The sequence below is a fragment of the Streptomyces sp. NTD91 genome, assembly GCF_059510455.1.
In genome coordinates this window covers 37530-54625 of the sequence record NZ_JCAJZW010000035.1, presented here as the reverse complement: position 1 = coordinate 54625, position 17096 = coordinate 37530, and the positions used below count along the sequence as shown (strand labels likewise).

Genomic DNA, 17096 nt, shown 5'->3' with positions numbered 1-17096 from the left:
CCGGCGTTCGCTCCTTGGTCGCTGGAGCGGTCATGCGCGGGCCGCGGCCGTCAGCGGTGACGCGACGGGCCCTCTTCCGCCCTCGGCGAAGGCCCCGGAGGCCAGGCGGATCCGGAAGTCGGTGATGATGTCGCGCAGGCCTTGTTCCACCGGGGTCGTGGGCTCCCAGCCCAGCAGCTCACGGGCCAGGGTGATGTCCGGGCGGCGTCGTTCCGGGTCGTCTTCGGGACGGGGAATCAGGGTGATCTCGGAGGTGGTCCGGGTCAGCTTCCTGATCCACTCGGCCAGCTCGAGCATGGAGACCTCGTGGGGGTTGCCCAGGTTGACCGGGCCGCCGTGATCGCTCGCCAGCATGCGCAGCAGTCCGTCGACCAGGTCGTCCACGTAACACAGCGACCTGGTCTGGCTTCCGTCGCCGGACACCGTGATCGGCTCTCCGCGCAGTGCCTGGCCGACGAAGGTGGGGATGGCCCTTCCGTCGTCCGCGCGCATCCGCGGGCCGAAGGTGTTGAAGATGCGCACGATCTTGGCGTCCACGCCGCGGTGTCTGCGGTAGGCCGTGGTCAGTGCCTCACCGAAGCGTTTTGCTTCGTCGTACACCGAGCGGGGGCCGACGGGGTTGACATGGCCCCAGTAGCTCTCCGGCTGGGGGTGCACCAGCGGGTCGCCGTACGACTCGGAGGTGGAGGTCAGCAGAAAGCGGGCACCCTTCGCGGCTGCCAGATCCAGCGCGTGCCAGGTGCCGGCCGACCCCGTGCGAAGCGTCTCCAGGGGCAGTCTCAGGTAGTCCGCGGGGGAAGCGGGAGATGCCAGGTGGAACACGGCGTCCACGGGGCCGGGCACGTCCAGGCCCTGGGTGACGTCCACCTCGTCCAGCCGGAAGTTCCGCTCGGCCCCGAGGCGTTCGACATTGCCCGGGCCGGACGTCGCGAAGTTGTCCACGCAGACCACCTCGTGGCCGTCGTGGAGGAGCCGTTCGCACAAGTGGGAACCGATGAACCCGGCCCCGCCCGTCACTACCGCACGCATGCAGGTCCTTTCGGCCGCACCGCCCAAGGCCGGACGGGGGCAAGTCGCAGTGTCCACTGCCAAAGTTCTGGCATATGTCGTGTATCTATCTATTGCTCACTCATGCGCCAATTGAGGCATTTGGTTTGTTGACATGCGTCTGGGCAGGGGCGTTTCACCTGTTCAACCCAAAGGAGGTGTTAAATGGTGGTATCCGCTGTGGAGACGGCTCACCACGCGTCGGCATGGTGGCGGCACTCACCGTGGCCGGACCGAGCGGTCAAGCGCACCATCGACGTGGTGGGGGCCGCCCTTCTGCTCCTGCTGCTGGCGCCGCTGCTCCTGGCGGCCGCCGTCGCGGTGAAGGTCGACACGCCGGGCCCCCTTCTCTTCCGTCAGCGGCGAACGGGCTGGCGGGGGCAGGAGTTCGAGGTCCTCAAGCTGCGGACGATGTGCGTCGGGGCCGAGAGGATGCGCAAGGCCATGGCGGCGCGCAACGAATCGGACGGGCACCTGTTCAAGGTCCGCGACGACCCGCGCGTGACCGCGACCGGACGCTGGTTGCGGCGCTATTCCCTGGACGAGCTGCCGCAGTTGGTCAATGTGCTGAAGGGGCAGATGTCCCTGGTGGGTCCCCGGCCGCTGCCGGTCGAGGACTCGGCGTTCACCGGGGAGGCGCGCCGTCGCCTGCGGGTTCGGCCGGGACTCACCGGACTGTGGCAGATCAGTGGCCGGTCGGACCTGGCGTGGGAAGAGGCCGTCCGCCTGGACCTGGACTACGTCGACACGTGGTCCCTCAAGCTGGACCTGTCGATCCTCTTCCGCACTCTTCCCGCGGTGTTGCGCGGGAGCGGTGCCTACTGAGTGAGCAGGCCCGGGCGACGCGCGGGGCAACTCGCGCCCCATGGCGCCGACGAACCTCCCGTCACGCGTCGGCCTCTCCGTGGCGAAGTGACAGCCCTACTGTGGACCCATGGGTGCCTACGACACCGAGACCGAGCGTCTGGCCGCCGCCGCGCGGGCCGCACTGGTGCGGGAGATCGACGCCGAGGAGGTCTGGTCGGGGGACCCGGTGTGGCGGGAGGCGTTCGCGGCGGTGCCCCGGCACCTGTTCGTGCCGTACTACTACGTCGCCGGTCCGCGTGGCTACGAGCGCCGCTGGGGGGAGAGTCCCGACCCGGAGGCCCGTGCGCGCTGGGTGCGCGGTGCCTACGAGGACGTGCCGCTGGTCACCCGGCTGCGCGACGGGGAGCAGGTCTCCTCCAGCAGCCGGCCCTCACTGATGGCGCGGATGCTGGTCGCGCTGGAGATCGAGGACGGCGACCGGGTCCTGGAGGTGGGCGCGGGCACCGGCTACAACGCGGCCCTGCTCGCCCACCGGCTCGGCGACGACAGCCTCGTCACCACCGTCGAGCTGGAACCGGAGATCACCGAGTCGGCCTGCCGGCACCTGCGGGCGGCCGGGTTCCACCCGGTCGCCGTCACCGGCGACGGCGCGCGCGGGGTGCCCGAACGCGCCCCGTTCGACCGGATCATGGCCACCTGCGAACTGTCCACGGTCCCGCGCGTCTGGCTCGCCCAGTGCCGTCCCGGTGGCCGGATCCTCGCCCCGCTGGCCACCGGACTGCTCGCGCTCACGGTGCGGGACGCGGCCGGGGGCGAGGGCCGTTTCCTGCCCACGGCCGCCTACTTCGTGCCGCTGCGCGGCGAGCGCCGCCGGGTGCCGGGCGGGGTCTCGCTCGCCGGGCTGCCGGGCGGGGCCCGCGAGCAGGAGTCGTTCCGCTTCCTGCTCGCGCTGACCAGGGGCGCCCTCGATCCGCAGGAGGCCTACGCGCTGTGGGAGCGCGAGGGCTTGCCGGAGCGCGAGCGATACGGCGTCACGGTCGGCGCAGAGCACGTCTGGGCGTGGCTGGACGCGCCGGAAGGTCCGTACGCCTGGCCCCTGCCCTGACTCCTGCTGAGGGGTTTCGTCTGGATCAGGCCGGACAGGCCGCGGCGAAACCCCCTAGCCGCGCCGGACGGTGATCGTCGTCCAGGCGCCCACGTGCACCCGGTCGCCGTCCTGCAGCGGTACCGGGACGAACGGCTGGATCGGCTCCTCGGACATGTTGACTGTGGTGCCGTTGGTCGAGTTCTGGTCGACGACCGCCCAACTGCCGTCCGGCTGCTGCACCAGCACCGCGTGCTGGTGCGAGACGCCCGGGTCCTCCGGCGGCACCGACAGGTCGATGTCGGGGGTGTCACCGGTGGAGTGCCGGCGGCGGCCGATGGTCACCTGGTTGCCGCTGAGCGTGCGCTGCTGCTCGGGCGAGTACGCGGGCAGGTTCAGGCCCGCGGCCTCGGGGCCCGAGCGCTGCATCATCGCCATGAAGTACGCGCGGTCCGGGCCGACGGTCGCCGTCCAGGTGGCCCGCTGCTGCGGGAATCCGCCCGGTCCGGGCGGGGCCTGGGTGACACCGGGCTGCGGATAGCCGTACCCGCCACCCTGACCGCCGCCGGGGCCGCCGGAGGAGGGAGGGGAGATCACCCAGTCGTCGTCACCGCCGCCGAACGAGGGGCCGCCCGAGGGCGGGCCGTCGGCGGGCCGGCCGGTCTCGCGCGGGAACGCGGGCGGCGCGGGCGGGCCGGACTGCTGGAACGCCTGCGGGGCACCACCGGGACCGGCCGACGGGGTCGGACCGGGCTGTGGCGGAACGGGACGCGAGGGGGCGCCGCCGAACCCGGAGGGGCCGGGCCCGCCGGGGCCGGAGCCCTCACGGCCGAAGGGGCCACCGGGACCCGATGGCTCGCGTCCGAACGGCGGCGGACCGGACGGACCGCCGGGCCCACCCTGGCCGCCGGGACCCTGGCCGGGGCCCCCGCCGAAGCCGGAAGGACCACCGGGCCCCTGTCCCTGACCCGGGCCGCCGCCGAAGCGGGACGGGCCACCGGACGCACCGGGACCGCCCGGCCCTTGTTCCCCGCCGAAGCCGGAAGGACCGCCGGGACCCTGTCCCTGACCCGGGCCGCCGCCGAAGCCGGACGGGCCACCGGACGCACCGGGACCGCCCGGCCCCTGTCCGCCGCCGAAGCCGGACGGACCGCCGGGCCCACCCTGGCCGCCGGGACCCTGGCCGGGGTCCCCGCCGAAGCCGGACGGGCCACCGGACGCACCGGGACCGCCCGGCCCCTGTCCCCCGCCGAAGCCGGAGGGGCCGGGGGAGGTCGGCGGGCCCGACGGGCCGCGGGCGGGGCCGCCGAACGGCGTCGGGCCCGAGGGCTCGCTGCCGAAGGACGGGATCGGCTCGGCGGGACGGTTCATCTGCGAGGGTCGCGAGCCCTGGTACTCGTACCCGTCATTGCCGCCGTAGGTGGCGCTCGGCGGCTGGAACCGCGGCTGCGGCGGGCGCGGCGCGGCCGGGGTGTACGAGGTCGCCGTGTTGGTCAGGAAGTTCCACCGGCACTCCTCGCAGAAGGGCGCGCCGCCCTCGCGAGGCGTACGGCACTGCGGGCACAGCTCGGGCTCCGAGGCCGACGAGCCCGGCGGGCGTGCGCCGGCCTGGCCGCCGGGCGGCGGAAAGCCGTACCCGCCCGGCGGCGGTGGCGGCGGGGGCGGAGGTACGGCACCGGCCATGCGGTGACCGCAGACCTCGCACCAGTCGTCGGAACCCGACTGGTGTCCGTTCGGGCAGGTCGGCATGTCGGTGCTTCCCCTTCTCCTACGCTTCCAGGGTCACTTCTTCACACGAACAGTCTTTGTGGACCGGGTCTCCAGAGTCATCTCATCGGCCTCCGCGACCTTCGTCTTCAACCGCACAGTACCTGTCGCGGCGTCGACCACGTCCACCACCTTCGCAAGCAGTTTCGCAGTATCGGCGTTCCCGGAGGCGTTGGCGAGCTGAACCGCGCGTCCCAGTTTGGCCGTTGCGCCATCGAAATCGCCCGCTTTGCGGAGACTGAGCCCTTGTTGGATGACCTGTGCCAGTTCGGCCTGCCCGGTGTAGTGGGCGACTTGGGGGTTGATGGAGGTGGAGGCCGCCATGTCGTCGGTCCACACCGCCCGTACGAGCCCCTGTGCGCCGAGGTTCTGTACCGATCCGTCCGATTGGGGCACCACCAGGGAGACCCGCGCGGCGAGCATCTCCTGGCCCAGGCCGGCCGGCGGGACCTGGACGCACAGGTGGTAGTCGCGGGACTCGTCGCCCCAGGACCCGGTCGGATAGTCCCCGGCGCGCGGCCCGGCCTCGGTGCGCCGGGCGGTCAAGTCCTCGACGGTGGGCGCGACTTGCTTGACGAATCGGATGGTGGTGCCGACCGGCGTCCACACCCTGAGGGAGACGTCCGCGACCTCCTTGCCCATCGCCGTCTCCATCATCGCCGTGAAGTCGGCGGCGAGGTGGGCCGGGTCGGCGACGATGTCGGCGGTGCCGAGCAGCGCCGAGGCGATGCCTGTGACTTCTTTCACTTCCCAGTCGGTGCCCACGCCCCGCGCGTCGCACGTGAACCGGCCGGCGCACGCGTCCAGCGTCGCCCCGAGGTCCTCCGGGGACTCGTGTTCGTTGCGGCCGTCGGTGAGCAGGATGCCGTGCCGGATGGTGACGTCCGCCGAGTTCAGCAGCCGGTCGGCGAGCCGCAGCCAGGTGCCGATGGCCGTGCCGCCGCCCGCGCCGAGCTGCCGCAGCGCCTGCTTGGCCTGCTCACGGGTGGTGCTGTCGGCGACCGCGAGCCGCCCGCCCCCCGGGTAGACCTCCTTGGCCACGTGCGTGCCGCCGATCACCGCGAAGTGCGTGCCGTCGCGCAGCGCGTCGATCGCGGCGGCCGTGGCCTCCCGGGCGCCCCGCATCTTGGCCGGCGGGTAGTCCATGGAACCGGAGCAGTCCACCATGATCGCCATCGCCGCGGACGGGCCGTGGCCCTGCGGGTACACGTGGGACGCGGCGCTGCCGATCGTGCCCCCGCCGGTGGCCGTCACCGTGACGATCGCGTTGACCTCGCGCCCGCCCTCCGGCAGGTACTCGTTCTGGTAGACGTCCATCGCGAACTGCGGCACGTGCGGCTTCGAGAAATTGGCCATGCGTACTCAAATCCCCCTTGACCGCCCTGCCGACGCAGGGCGACCGCTGTGAACGGGCCGGTCCCCACCGGCCCGCGTCTCAGGCCGATCCTGCCCCCTGCGGCGGCGCCGGGAACGGCAGGACCGCCACTGTTACGTTGTCGTGGCCCCCGCCGTCCAGGGCGTGGCCGACCAGCACACGGGCGCTGTGCAGCGGGCGCCGGGCCGCGTCCGGCGGCACCACCTCGGCCATCTCCTCGGCCGTCTCGGCGTAGTTCCACAGGCCGTCGGTGCACACCACCACCGCACCGGAGCGGTCCGGCTTGAAGGACGCGGTGTGCGGCTCCAGTTCGTAGGCGTCCGCGCCGAGCCAGCCGGTGATCGCGTGCGCGCGTTCGTCGGCGTACGCCTCGGCCTCGCTCATCAGCCCCGCGGCGACCATCTGCGCGGCCCAGGAGTCGTCCTCGGTCAGCCGGGCCGGGGGCGCGCCCCGGTCGTCCGGCACCCAGTAGACCCGGCTGTCGCCGACCCAGCCGACGACCAGCAGCCCCGAGGTGACCACCGCGCCGACGATCGTGCAGGCCGGCGCGTTCTGGTGCGGGGCGTGCTCGCGGGCCGTCGCGGGTTCCTCGGCGAGCGCGTTGACGGCCTGGGCGGCGGCGACGATCGCCTCGTGCAGGGCGGTCTGCGGATGCGTGCCGCGCGGCAGGGCGGCCAGCAGGGCGTCACCGGCGGCCCGGGAGGCGGCCGCCGACGCGTCGTCGGGGCGGGTCGCGGAGGACACGCCGTCGCAGACGACGGCGAGGGCGGCCGTGGTGCCGTCGGGCAGCGCGGTGTGACCGACGGTGAAGGCGTCCTCGTTGCGGTGGTGGCGCAGCCCCCGGTCGCTGACGGCGGCCACCGGCCCCGACTCCCGCTCCATGTGGTCGCGTTCCCGCGGCTGGGCGTGTCCGCAGTTCTCGCAGTAGCCGTCGCTGTCCACCCGGCCCGCCCGGCACGCCACGCACGTCTGCGCGGGCTCCTCCGCGCCGGCCGCGGGCTCGGCCACGCGCGGGTCCGGCGCCTGCAACGGGTACTCGTCGGGCTCCGCGGGCCGGTCGAAACGCACCCCGGAACCGGCCGGCTGCGATTCCGGCTCGTGCTCGGGCAGCGGCCTGCCACCGGAGTCGGTGCCGGGCAGGTCGGCCGGGAGGTGCACCGCCGGCGGGCCGCCCGAGCCGTCCGGCTCCGGGGCGGGCCAGTCCATGCCGTCCGGCCCGCCGGTGGGGCCGGTCATGGTGAGCGTCGGCTGGTCCGGCGGCGGCTCGGGCACGACGGAGAGGTCGTGTCCGCACGCTCCGCAGAAGAGGTCGCCCGGCTCCACGGGCTCCGCGCAGCTCGGGCACTTCGGCAGTGCGGCCTGCTGGGGCATCTGCGACATCGACTACACCCACGTCCGGGGGCGGTAACGGTTCGCCCGTTCCACCAGTTCGATCCTCTCCTGGCCGCCGGGCGCCAGCCGGGCCAGCATGCGGTAGGCGCGCTCCAGGCCGAAGCGCAGTCCGCGCTCGTCCAGACCGCTGCCCAGCAGCACCCGTCCGCCGGTCGCGGGCGGGGTGCCCTGGCCCCCGGAGAGTATCCAGTCCAGCGCCGAACCGAGCACTTCCACCGACAACTGCTCGCGCCGCGCAGGGTCCAGGCCGTACGCGTCCAGCGCCTCGACCTGACGGGCGGCGGCCGTCAGGTCGTCGAGGAACGGTACGTCACCGGCGGTCGCCGTGCGCTGTCTGAGCCGCGCCCGGACGGCGGCGACCCGGGCGGCCGTGTAGTGGATGGAGGACTCCGGCACCGACTCCAGGGTCCGCACGGCACCGTGCCGGTTCCCGGCCGCGAGCTGCACCCGGGCGAGCCCGAAAGCGGCGCTCACATAGCCGGGGTCGGTCGCCCACACCAGGTGGTAGTACTCGGCGGCGTTGTCCAGCTGGCCCAGCACCTCCGCGCACAGGCCGAGTGCCAGCTTGGGTGCGGCCTCGCCCGGGAAGGCGTCGTAGACCGCGTCGAAGGCGAGCGCGGCACCCTCGAAGTCGCCGGTGACCAGCGCGGCGACGCCCCGATACCACACCACCCGCCAGTCGTCGGGCCGTTCCTCCTCCAGCTCGGCCAGGCTCGTCAGGGCGGGCTGGTGGTCGCCGCTCTCCAGCCGGGCGCGGACCTGCCGCAGCCGGGTCTCCACGGTCCGGGTGGGCGCCGCGTCCAGCGCGCTGATCAGCTCGCCCGGCGCGGAGGTCATCAGGCCTGCCAGGAAACCGGCGTTGGGGTCGTTCGGGTCGACCAGCGGGACCGGCAGGGCGAGCGCGGTGGCGGGCGTGTCGACGGGCCTCACCAGCGCGGGCGGCGGCAGCGCGGGGACAGCAGGCGCGGGCCTGCGCACCGCCCGCGCCCCCAGCCGGGACACGTCCCCGTCCAGCCGGGGGAACAACTCCCGGTCCGTGACCTTCACTTCGGGCCCGAACAGGGTCGACAGGGCGGGTCGGGGCTGTCCGGTCTGCAGCGCGACCACCTCGCGCAGCACGCCCGTCAGCTGCTCGGCCATCTCCTGCGCGGAGGCGAACCGGCGGGCCGGGTCGGGGTCGGTGGCGCGCACCAGCAGCCGGTAGAAGGACTCGTAGCGGCGGAGGACGTCGATGGTGTCCGGGTCGGGCAGGGAGTCGACGTAGACGTTCGTGTAGCCCTGGAAGTCGAAGGTGAGCACCGCGAGCGTGCGGCCCACCGTGTACAGGTCGCTCGCCACCGAAGGGCCGGCCTCGGCGACCTCCGGCGCCTGGTAGCCGACCGTGCCGTAGATCGCCGACTCGTCGTCGTCCATGCGGCGCACGGCGCCCATGTCGATGAGCTTGAGCTGGTCCTCGGTCTGGATGGCGTTGTCGACCTTGAAGTCGCAGTACAGCAGGTTGCGGCTGTGCAGGTGGCCCAGCGCCTCCAGGGCCTCGATACCGTACGCGCACGCCTGCTCCACCGGCAGCGGATCGCGCCTGCCGTCCGGTGCCCGGCGCTCGTTGGCGATCTCCTTCAGGGACTTGCCGCCGACGTACTCCATGACGATGTAGCCGTCGAGGGAGCCGGTGCGCTGGTCCAGGTGCTCCACGAAGTTGTAGATCCGCACGATGTTGGCGTGCTCGATCTCCGCGAGGAAGCGCCGCTCGGAGATCGCGGCGGCCATCGCGTCCTGGTCGCCGGTGTCCAGCAGGCCCTTGAGCACCACCCACCGGTCGGAGACGGCCCGGTCCACGGCGAGATAGATCCAGCCGAGCCCGCCGTGCGCCAGGCAGCCCACGACCTCGTACTGGCCGTGCACCACGTCCCCGGCCTTCAGCTTCGGCACGAAGGAGTACGGGTGCCCGCACTTGGTGCAGAAACCCTCCGTACGGCCCGGACGGTCACCCCGCGACCGCCCCACCGGCGCCCCGCAGTCCGAACGCGAGCAGAACCGCTTCCGCTCCGGCACCTCCGGATTGTCCAGCACCATCGAGCGCGGGTCCGGCCGCGGCACCTGCGGCACGTGCACCAGGCCGGCGCCCAGTCGCCCGCGCGTGGACGCCCCCGACGACGAGCCCGAGCTGCGCACCGACACCGAGCGCCCGCTGGACCGGCCGGACAGGGACCGCGAGAGCCGCCCGGACACCGAGCGGCGCGACTTCGACGACTGGGACGACGAACGTGAACCACCGCTGTCCACCGCGCCCTTGGCCACCCCGGTGGGCGCCGAGCCGACCATGCCGCCCCCGGCGGGGGAACCCCCGGCCGACACGACGGGTGCCAGGCCGCAGGTGTCGCAGTACAGCTCGCCGCCGCCGACGTCCTCGTACGACCCCTCGCAGCCCGGCCGCTGGCAGCTCCGTCCCGGCCGGCTCATGACTGGTCCCCCCCACGGTCCTCCGGCGCGCCCGCGCCGCCGAGCAGCTCGGCCGCCGCCTTCTGGTAGCGCAGCACGGCCTGTTCGGCCACCCGCAGGTCGCAGGGCGCGCTCCACAGCATCCGCCGGGCCGCGTCGTACCGCTCGATCAGCATCGGGTCCTCCGCCAGCCCGTGCCGGGCCACCTTCGCCCGGTAGGCGTCGAGCCGGCCGCGCAGCTCGGCGCGGACCGCGAGCGGCGCGGTGACCGCAGTCAACGACTCGCGGGCGCGCAGCAGTTCGTCCTCCGCCCGCTGCTCCAGGGACTCCAGCAGCGGGGAGAGGCGGTGCCACCGGCCCTGCCTGCGGTACTCGGCCGCCGTCGCCAGCTGCTCCTGGAGCACGGTCGGCGGGCCGCTCACCACCGGCACCTCGGTCGCCGCGATCTTCGCCAGCACCTCGCCGCGTGCGGTGCGGGCCTCGGCGAGGGTGCGGTCGGCGCGCGAGAGCACGTCCCGCAGCCGGATCAGCCGCGCCTCCGCGTCCTGCCGGACCTGCAGGACGGCGTCGATCTCCCGGCGCACGTCCTCCAGGGCGCGCGCCTCACGGTCGTACACCGTGGTGTCCGGACGGCCGCCGCCGGGCGCCGCACTGCCCTCGGCCGGCACCCAGAAGGCGAGCGGGTCCGAGACGACGTCCTCCCTGAGCCTGGTCAGCGTGCGGGTGATCCGCTCCAGGTCGTCACCGGCCGGATGCTCGCCGGGGCGCACGCCGACGGAGTGCGCGAGCTTGCGGGTGCGCTGCAGCTCCGCGGCGAGTAAATCGATCCGCGCGGGCAGCGCCGACCACACCGCGTCGGCGGCGACGACCAGGTCGAGGCTCGTCGCATACAGCTCGTTCATCCGGTCGACCAGGCCGGACAGGGTGAACGACTCGCTGAGCGTGCCGTTCCCGGCCACGGTGACGGACTCGCCGCGCAGCAGCTCGGTCAGCTCCGCCAGGTCCTCGCGGCTGGACCAGCGGCGCCGGGCGCGGATCTCCCGGGCCGCGCGCAGCGCGGCGGCGTAGGCGTCGAAGTACCCCCACAGCAGGGTGATCCGGGCCTCCGTGGCCTGCCAGCGTTCCTTGGTGACCCCGGTCAGTTCGGCGCCCTCGAGGAGTCTGCGGCCCGCGTGGTCCTGCAACGCCAGCAGCGAGGTCTCGATCGCCTCGTGCTCCTGGCCGAGCCGCGCCAGCGCACGGTCCACCTCGTCCCGGTCCATCACCGGCCCGGCGGGGTCCGTGACGCCCATCGATCACCTCTCGCTGCTTGTCTGTTCCGTTGGTCTTTCCGGGGCGGATGCGGCTCAGCCCGTCCGCAGGTACTGCGGCGCGGGCGGCTTGGACGCCGACGAGTCCTCACCCAGTGTCGCCGACAGCCACTTGTCGTACGACGCCTGCCAGCCGTTCGCGCGGTAGCCCACCAGAATGCGATTGACCCGGCGTACCAGATCCAAGGCGTCCTTCTTCATCGCCACGCCGTAGTACTCGGTGGTGAACGCCCCGCCCTTGAGTTCGACCGTCGGGTCCTGCGCGGCCTGGCTGGCGGCGAGCGCGCCGTCGGTCACCACCGCGTCCACCTCGCCCAGTTGCAGCCGGACCAGGCAGTCCAGCTGGTTCGGGACGGTGGTGGAGATGTCGGCGGAGGCGGGCAGCGCGCCGCTCTTCCTGTCGGCGGTCAGCTTGGTGTAGGCCGTCGAACCGGCCGCCGTGCAGATCCTCTTGTGCGCCAGCGTGCCGTTGTAGCCGGTGATGGACGACGACTTGGGCGCGAGGACCTGCTGCCCGGTCTTGAAGTAGGGCGCGGAGAACGCCACCTGGGACAGCCGGTCGCAGGTGATCGTCATGGTCCGCACCACCATGTCCACCCGCCCGTCCAGGATCGCGGAGATCCGCTGGCTGGTCGGGATCGCCTTGAACTGCACGGCGTCCGGGTCGCCGAGGACGTCCTGGGCGATCCGGTGCACCAGGTCGATGTCGAAGCCCTCCAGCTCCGCGCCCTGAGCATCGGGGTTGCGGTAGCCCCAGTGGTAGCTGTTCTGGTCGACACCGACGATCAGCTTGCGCTTGGCGCCCGTACGGGACTTGATCGCGTCGATCGTCGGCCCGTCGGCGTCGGACGGCGCCGGCGTCTGCTTCTGCGCCTCGGAGTCCTTGCAGCCGCTCGCGCGGGTCTGCACCCCCTCGGCGACGGCCTGCCCGGCCCGCTGCGGCCGCTGCGGGGCCCGTTGGGTGCACGGCAGCAGCAGAACGAAGCCCAGCGCCAGCGCGCACAGCACCGCCATCGCGCCGACCCCGCCCCAGCCCCGCAGGGAGGCCCGTACACGTGCCGCGTACATCGTCATGCCCCCTGTCACCGGTACTCCGAAAGCCTGCGGCCGACCCCGGCCACCGCGCCGGCCGCGCCGAGCACCGCGAGCACGGCCGCGCCCACCGGCAGCCCGGCCATGGCGTCCCGCCCGTCGCCCGCGGCGCGCGCGAACTCGTCCTGCTCGTGCCCGATCGCCTGGGCGAGGTTGCGGTCGACGCTGTCGAAGCACTCACCCGTGGCGCCCTTTGCGCCGATGACCTTGTCCAGCGCCTGCTGGTAGTTCCCGTCCTCGTCATCGGTGCGGGCCGCGGCGTGGCGCTGCTTCCACACCGCCATGTTGCCCTCGGCCGCCTTCACCGGTGCGCTGCCGCCCTTGTCGTCGGCGAGCTTCTCCGCCCGGGTCAGCCCGTTGCCGAGCACGGTCATGTCCTTGTCGAAGTCGTAGTAGTACGCATCGTACGTCTGTCCGCCGACCGTGACGGCCTCGGCGCCGCGCGCCACCAGGCTCAGGTTCTCGTTGCCGCGCGCCTTCAGGGAGGCGATCCGGGCGTCGTGCAGGACGGTCAGCGAGCGGACGCCGTGGTCGTAGGAGCCGTTCAGGTCCGAGCGGGCCACCGCGTGCCCGACGACCAGCCACAGCAGGGCGGCCGTGGTGGCGGCGGAGGCGGCGACCAGGCCGTGGTTGAGGACGCGGTTGGTGCGCCGGTACGTACGGTGCTGGGCCCAGCCGAGCGCGGTCAGCGCCAGCACGCCGAGCGCGATGGCGAGCCACGGGTACGGCGTGGCGTCGCCGTAGTCGGCGTCGAGCCGCTGGTTCTCCCGGGTGTAGAGATCCTCCGCGGCAGGGAGCATCTCCTTCTGCATCTTCTCGTTGGCGTACCGCAGATACGCGCCGCCGACCGGATACCCCTGCCGGTTGTACGTCCGCGCCCGCTCGACGAGCCCCTTGTACTCGGGCAGCAGCCTGTTCAGCTTCGCGATGGTGGCCTCGGACGCCGATCCCGGCTCGGCGCTCGCGGCGGCCGTGACGAGCCCCCCGGCGGCGGTCCGGATGTCCTTCTCGTACCGGTCGCGGGAGGCGGCCGTCTCCTGGCCGCCGGCCAGGAAGCCGCTCGAGGCGGCCGTGTTGGCGTCGGCCAGCGACCGGTAGATGTCGGCCGCACCGGAACTGAGCGGCTGGCTGCGGTGCAGCACGTCGTCGGCGGCGGCCGCCCGCCCACCGGCCTGCCAGGCGGTGACCGCACCGAACGCGACGACCAGCAGCGCCAGTACGGCCCCGATGATCCGCAGCCGGCCCGGCTCGGTGGTCGCCGCCGCCCGCAGCCGGTCGACGCCCTCGGCGAACGCGGTCCGCCGGGCGGACGGCGCCGGGGGCTCCGCGGGGAGGGGGCGGCCGGGCTGCGCGGGGATGCCGGGGGCGGCGGCCACGCCGGGACCCGCCACCGGTGGTGCCGTACTGCTCTGCGGCGCGTGTGTCACTCGACCTCCCCCAGGGCCACCCGTTCGCCGCCAGTATCGCGGCACGCACCGGCATCCGCACCGGCCTTCACTGGATCTTGATCGGATCGCAGTGTGCGCTGCCCTTGAAAACGCCCTGTGCACCTGTTCGGTTCCGCCGGATCCGGCTACCCCGCCCAGCGCGCTCGCGCCCGCTCCCGCGCCTGCGCCCCCGCCCCCAGCCGGTCCAGGCCCAGCAGAGCGGCGCCGAGGACCGGACTCGCCGCGACCACGCGGACGTCGGCCTTCGGGGCACGGGCGGACAGCAGGTCGCGGACGCCGTCGTCCAGGAGGGTGTGCCCGGCCGTCAGGACGCTCCCGCCGAGCAGGACCGGCGTCTCCTCGTCGAGCAGGTCCAGCCGGGTCAGCGCCACCGTGGCCAGCACCGCCACCTCCTCCGCGAGCCGGGCCACGATCGAGCGGGCCACCGCGTCGCCCTCGGCGGCCGTCGCGAACAGCACCGGGGTCAGCTCGTGTCGGCGGCCGTGGCCGACGTTCCCCAGGTGCAGCGCTTCGATCAGTGCGTACATGGTCGGCAGCCCGAAGTACCCCGGTAGGGCGCGGCTGAGCGCCGTCGGCTCGCCCCGGCCGTCCTCCGCGCGGGCCGCGAACCACAGCGCCTCCTCCGCCAGGCCCCAGCCCCCGCCCCAGTCGCCGGAGATGCGGCCGATGGCCGGGAAGCGGGCGGTACGGCCGTCGGGACGCATGCCGACGCAGTTGATGCCCGCCCCGCACACCACGGCCACCCCGCGCGGTTCGGCGACGCCGGCCCGCAGGATCGCGAAGGTGTCGTTGCGGACCGCCACCGAGGTGCCCCAGCCGCGCGCCGTGAGTGCCGTCGCCAACTGCTCCTCCTCCACCGGGAGATCGGCGTTCGCCAGGCAGGCCGAGACATGGGAGACGGCGGTGACACCGGCCTCCGCGAAGGCCCGCGCGACCGGTTCCGCGAGCGCGTCCAGCGCCGCCGCCACCCCCACCACGGGCGGCCGGAAGCCGCCACCGCGGGCGGTGGCCAGCACCTCCCCGGCGGCGGTGACCACGGCCACGTCGGTCTTGCTGTTGCCCGCGTCGATCGCGAGCACGGTCGAGGTCAGGCCCACGCGAGGTGCTCCCGGTTGTGTGCGATCAGCTGGTCGGTGAGGGCCTCGGCGTACGCGTACTGGCCGATCAGCGGATGGGCGAGCAGGGCGCGGAAGACGCGGTCGCGGCCGCCGCGCAGCGCCGCCTCCAGGGCCAGGTCCTCGTACGCCGTCACGTTCGCGATCAGACCGGCGAACAGGGGGTCCGGGTCCGGCACCGGCAGCGGGACCGGTCCGGACGGACCCACCGCGGCCTGGACCTCGATCACCGCGTCGTCCGGGAGGAAGGGCAGGGTGCCCTTGTTGCAGGCGTTCACCACCTGGTACGGGCTGCCGCCCCCGCCCAGCAGCGCCGCCGCCAGGTCCACGGCCGCCTCCGAGTAGTAGGCCCCGCCCCGCTTGGCGAGCAGCGCCGGCTTCTCGTCCAGGGCCGGGTCGCCGTACATCTTCAGCAGTTCCCGTTCCATCGCCGCGACCTCGGCGGCGCGGGACGGCCTGGTGCGCAGGTCCCCCACGACCTCGTCGTGGGCGTAGTAGTAGCGCAGGTAGTAGGAGGGGACCACGCCCAGTCGGTCCAGGAGGGGGCGCGGCAGGTGGAGGTCGTCGGCGATCGCGTCACCGTGCTCGGCGAGCAGGCCCGGCAGGACGTTCTCGCCCTCCGGACCGCCGAGACGCACACCGGTCTCCCACGTCAGGTGGTTGAGGCCCACATGCGCCAGATGCACGTCCGCCGGGGTGACACCTAGCAGGCCGGCGAACGTGCGCTGGAAGCCGATCGCCACGTTGCACAGACCGACCGCGCGGTGCCCGGCCCGGAGCAGGGCACGGGTGACGATGCCGACCGGGTTGGTGAAGTCGATGATCCAGGCACGGGGGTTGGTACGGCGGACGCGCTCGGCGATGTCGAGGACCACCGGGACCGTGCGCAACGCCTTGGCGAGGCCGCCCGCGCCGGTGGTCTCCTGGCCGACGCAGCCGCACTGCAGCGGCCAGGTCTCGTCCTGCTCGCGGGCCGCCTGTCCGCCGACGCGCAGTTGGAGCAGGACGGCGTCCGCACCGTCCACGCCCGCGTCCAGGTCGGCCGTGGTGACGATCCGCCCGGGATGCCCCTGCCGGACGAAAATACGGCGGGCCAGGCCGCCCACCAGCTCCAGGCGCTCGGCGGCCGGGTCCACGAGGACGAGTTCCTCGACGGGCAGGGTGTCCCTGAGACGTGCGAAGCCGTCGATGAGTTCGGGTGTGTAGGTCGAGCCTCCGCCGACCACGGTGAGTTTCACGGGGGTGTGCCTCGCTTCCCAGTGCGGGTGACGACGATCATCGGCCGGGGTCCGGGGCCGTCCTCCCGGGGGGTGCAGCATGTGCGGGTCAACCCTTCACTCCGGTGAGCGTGACGCCTTCCACGAACGCCCTCTGGGCGAAGAAGAACACGAGGATCACGGGGGCCATGACCAGCACGGTCGCGGCCATCGTGAGGTTCCAGTCGGTGTGGTGGGCGCCCTTGAAGGACTCCAGGCCGTAGGACAGGGTCCAGGCTCCGGGGTTCTCGGACGCGTAGATCTGGGGGCCGAAGTAGTCGTTCCAGGCGTAGAAGAACTGGAAGAGGGCGACGGCGGCGATGCCCGGCCGGGCCATGGGCAGGACGACCTTCAGCAGGGTCCTGAGGTCCCCGCAGCCGTCCACCTTCGCCGCGTCCAGGTACTCGTTCGGGATCGTCATCAGGAACTGGCGCAGCAGGAAGACGGAGAACGCGTCCCCGAACGCCATCGGGATGATCAGCGGCCACAGCGTGCCGGAGAGGTCCAGCTGCTTCGCCCAGAACAGGTACATCGGGATGATGACCACCTGCGGGGGCAGCATCATCATCGAGATCACCAGCATGAGCGACAGGTTGCGGCCCCGGAAGCGGAACTTGGCGAGCGCGTACGCCACCGGGACCGACGAGACCACCGTGAGCACGGTGCCGAGGCCCGCGTAGATCAGCGTGTTCTTCCACCAGGTGAGGAAGCCCGGCGTGTCGAAGACCTTCCGGTAGTTGCCCCACTCCCAGGTGTGCGGGATCAGATCGCGGCTCAGCGCCTGGCTGTCGCTCATCAGCGAGGTCAGGAGGACGAACACGAAGGGGAGGGTGAAGAACAGCGCCGCGGCGACGCCGAGGGAGTGGACGGCGACCCACTCGAGCAGGGCCCGGCGCCGGGCGGTGCGCTCGCCGGGCGAGACCGGCGCCCGCAACTCCACGGGTGTGTCCAGTACTTGGGCCAT

The 17096-nt window shown here is 73.2% G+C and carries 12 protein-coding genes and 1 pseudogene; 2 read left to right on the top strand and 11 right to left on the bottom strand.

The annotated features are described in order from the left end of the window. Nucleotides 1-30: 30 nt before the first annotated feature. Nucleotides 31-1029 (bottom strand): UDP-glucuronic acid decarboxylase family protein, encoded by a 999-nt coding sequence (locus AC5WRT_RS28755; protein ID WP_496100749.1) that lies wholly within the window; start codon nucleotides 1027-1029, stop codon nucleotides 31-33. 252 nt (nucleotides 1030-1281) lie between these two features. On the opposite strand from AC5WRT_RS28755, the pseudogene AC5WRT_RS28750 reads away from it, so the two are divergent. Both AC5WRT_RS28750 and AC5WRT_RS28745 read left to right on the top strand, forming a co-directional pair. Further along, nucleotides 1282-1872 (top strand): annotated as a pseudogene (locus tag AC5WRT_RS28750) (sugar transferase); the annotation flags it as partial. Between the two features lie 109 nt (nucleotides 1873-1981). Beyond that, nucleotides 1982-2959 (top strand): methyltransferase domain-containing protein, encoded by a 978-nt coding sequence (locus AC5WRT_RS28745; RefSeq protein WP_496097649.1) that lies wholly within the window; start codon nucleotides 1982-1984, stop codon nucleotides 2957-2959. Between the two features lie 54 nt (nucleotides 2960-3013). Here AC5WRT_RS28745 and AC5WRT_RS28740 read toward each other — a convergent pair whose 3' ends face one another. The 10 genes from AC5WRT_RS28740 to AC5WRT_RS28695 all read right to left on the bottom strand — a co-directional run bounded on the left by AC5WRT_RS28740 (nucleotide 3014) and on the right by AC5WRT_RS28695 (nucleotide 17096). Then, a complete protein-coding gene (locus tag AC5WRT_RS28740; RefSeq protein WP_496100748.1) occupies nucleotides 3014-4687 on the bottom strand; it encodes an FHA domain-containing protein in 1674 nt (557 codons plus the stop codon). A gap of 33 nt (nucleotides 4688-4720) precedes the next feature. Continuing rightward, nucleotides 4721-6061, bottom strand: coding sequence for a vWA domain-containing protein (locus AC5WRT_RS28735; protein ID WP_496100747.1), 1341 nt, complete (start codon nucleotides 6059-6061; stop codon nucleotides 4721-4723). Nucleotides 6062-6140: 79 nt separating this feature from the next. Continuing rightward, the gene (locus AC5WRT_RS28730; RefSeq protein WP_496097646.1) at nucleotides 6141-7460 is read right to left on the bottom strand and encodes a PP2C family protein-serine/threonine phosphatase; all 1320 of its coding nucleotides are present in this window, start codon (nucleotides 7458-7460) and stop codon (nucleotides 6141-6143) included. Between the two features lie 3 nt (nucleotides 7461-7463). Then, on the bottom strand, nucleotides 7464-9932 hold the full coding sequence (locus tag AC5WRT_RS28725; RefSeq protein ID WP_496097645.1) for a serine/threonine-protein kinase: 2469 nt from the start codon (nucleotides 9930-9932) through the stop codon (nucleotides 7464-7466). Further along, nucleotides 9929-11203, bottom strand: a complete 1275-nt coding sequence (locus AC5WRT_RS28720) for a hypothetical protein (protein WP_496097644.1) — start codon at nucleotides 11201-11203, stop codon at nucleotides 9929-9931. Before AC5WRT_RS28720 ends, AC5WRT_RS28725 begins: the two co-directional genes overlap by 4 nt. Before the next feature lie 54 nt (nucleotides 11204-11257). Next, entirely contained in the window at nucleotides 11258-12289 is a 1032-nt protein-coding gene (locus AC5WRT_RS28715) for a glutamate ABC transporter substrate-binding protein (protein ID WP_496097643.1), read from the bottom strand. Nucleotides 12290-12303: 14 nt separating this feature from the next. After that, on the bottom strand, nucleotides 12304-13740 hold the full coding sequence (locus tag AC5WRT_RS28710; RefSeq protein ID WP_496097642.1) for a GlnX family signal transduction membrane protein: 1437 nt from the start codon (nucleotides 13738-13740) through the stop codon (nucleotides 12304-12306). 146 nt (nucleotides 13741-13886) lie between these two features. Beyond that, nucleotides 13887-14858 carry an N-acetylglucosamine kinase gene (locus tag AC5WRT_RS28705; protein WP_496097641.1) on the bottom strand — a complete coding sequence of 324 codons (972 nt, stop codon included), beginning with the start codon at nucleotides 14856-14858 and terminating at the stop codon, nucleotides 13887-13889. Then, nucleotides 14849-16114: a family 4 glycosyl hydrolase gene (locus AC5WRT_RS28700; RefSeq protein WP_496097640.1), complete on the bottom strand. Its 1266-nt coding sequence runs from the start codon at nucleotides 16112-16114 to the stop codon at nucleotides 14849-14851. Before AC5WRT_RS28700 ends, AC5WRT_RS28705 begins: the two co-directional genes overlap by 10 nt. A gap of 88 nt (nucleotides 16115-16202) precedes the next feature. Further along, complete coding sequence (locus AC5WRT_RS28695; RefSeq protein WP_496097639.1) at nucleotides 16203-17096, bottom strand: carbohydrate ABC transporter permease; 894 nt, start codon at nucleotides 17094-17096, stop codon at nucleotides 16203-16205.

Excerpts from the sequence above, each read along its gene's own strand:
- AC5WRT_RS28755 (WP_496100749.1), bottom strand. The coding sequence starts at position 1,029 with ATGCGTGCGGTAGTGACGGGCGGGGCCGGGTTCATCGGTTCCCACTTG.
- AC5WRT_RS28745 (WP_496097649.1), top strand. The coding sequence starts at position 1,982 with ATGGGTGCCTACGACACCGAGACCGAGCGTCTGGCCGCCGCCGCGCGG.
- AC5WRT_RS28740 (WP_496100748.1), bottom strand. The coding sequence starts at position 4,687 with ATGCCGACCTGCCCGAACGGACACCAGTCGGGTTCCGACGACTGGTGC.
- AC5WRT_RS28735 (WP_496100747.1), bottom strand. The coding sequence starts at position 6,061 with ATGGCCAATTTCTCGAAGCCGCACGTGCCGCAGTTCGCGATGGACGTC.
- AC5WRT_RS28730 (WP_496097646.1), bottom strand. The coding sequence starts at position 7,460 with ATGTCGCAGATGCCCCAGCAGGCCGCACTGCCGAAGTGCCCGAGCTGC.
- AC5WRT_RS28725 (WP_496097645.1), bottom strand. The coding sequence starts at position 9,932 with ATGAGCCGGCCGGGACGGAGCTGCCAGCGGCCGGGCTGCGAGGGGTCG.
- AC5WRT_RS28720 (WP_496097644.1), bottom strand. The coding sequence starts at position 11,203 with ATGGGCGTCACGGACCCCGCCGGGCCGGTGATGGACCGGGACGAGGTG.
- AC5WRT_RS28715 (WP_496097643.1), bottom strand. The coding sequence starts at position 12,289 with ATGTACGCGGCACGTGTACGGGCCTCCCTGCGGGGCTGGGGCGGGGTC.
- AC5WRT_RS28695 (WP_496097639.1), bottom strand. The coding sequence starts at position 17,096 with ATGGCCCAAGTACTGGACACACCCGTGGAGTTGCGGGCGCCGGTCTCG.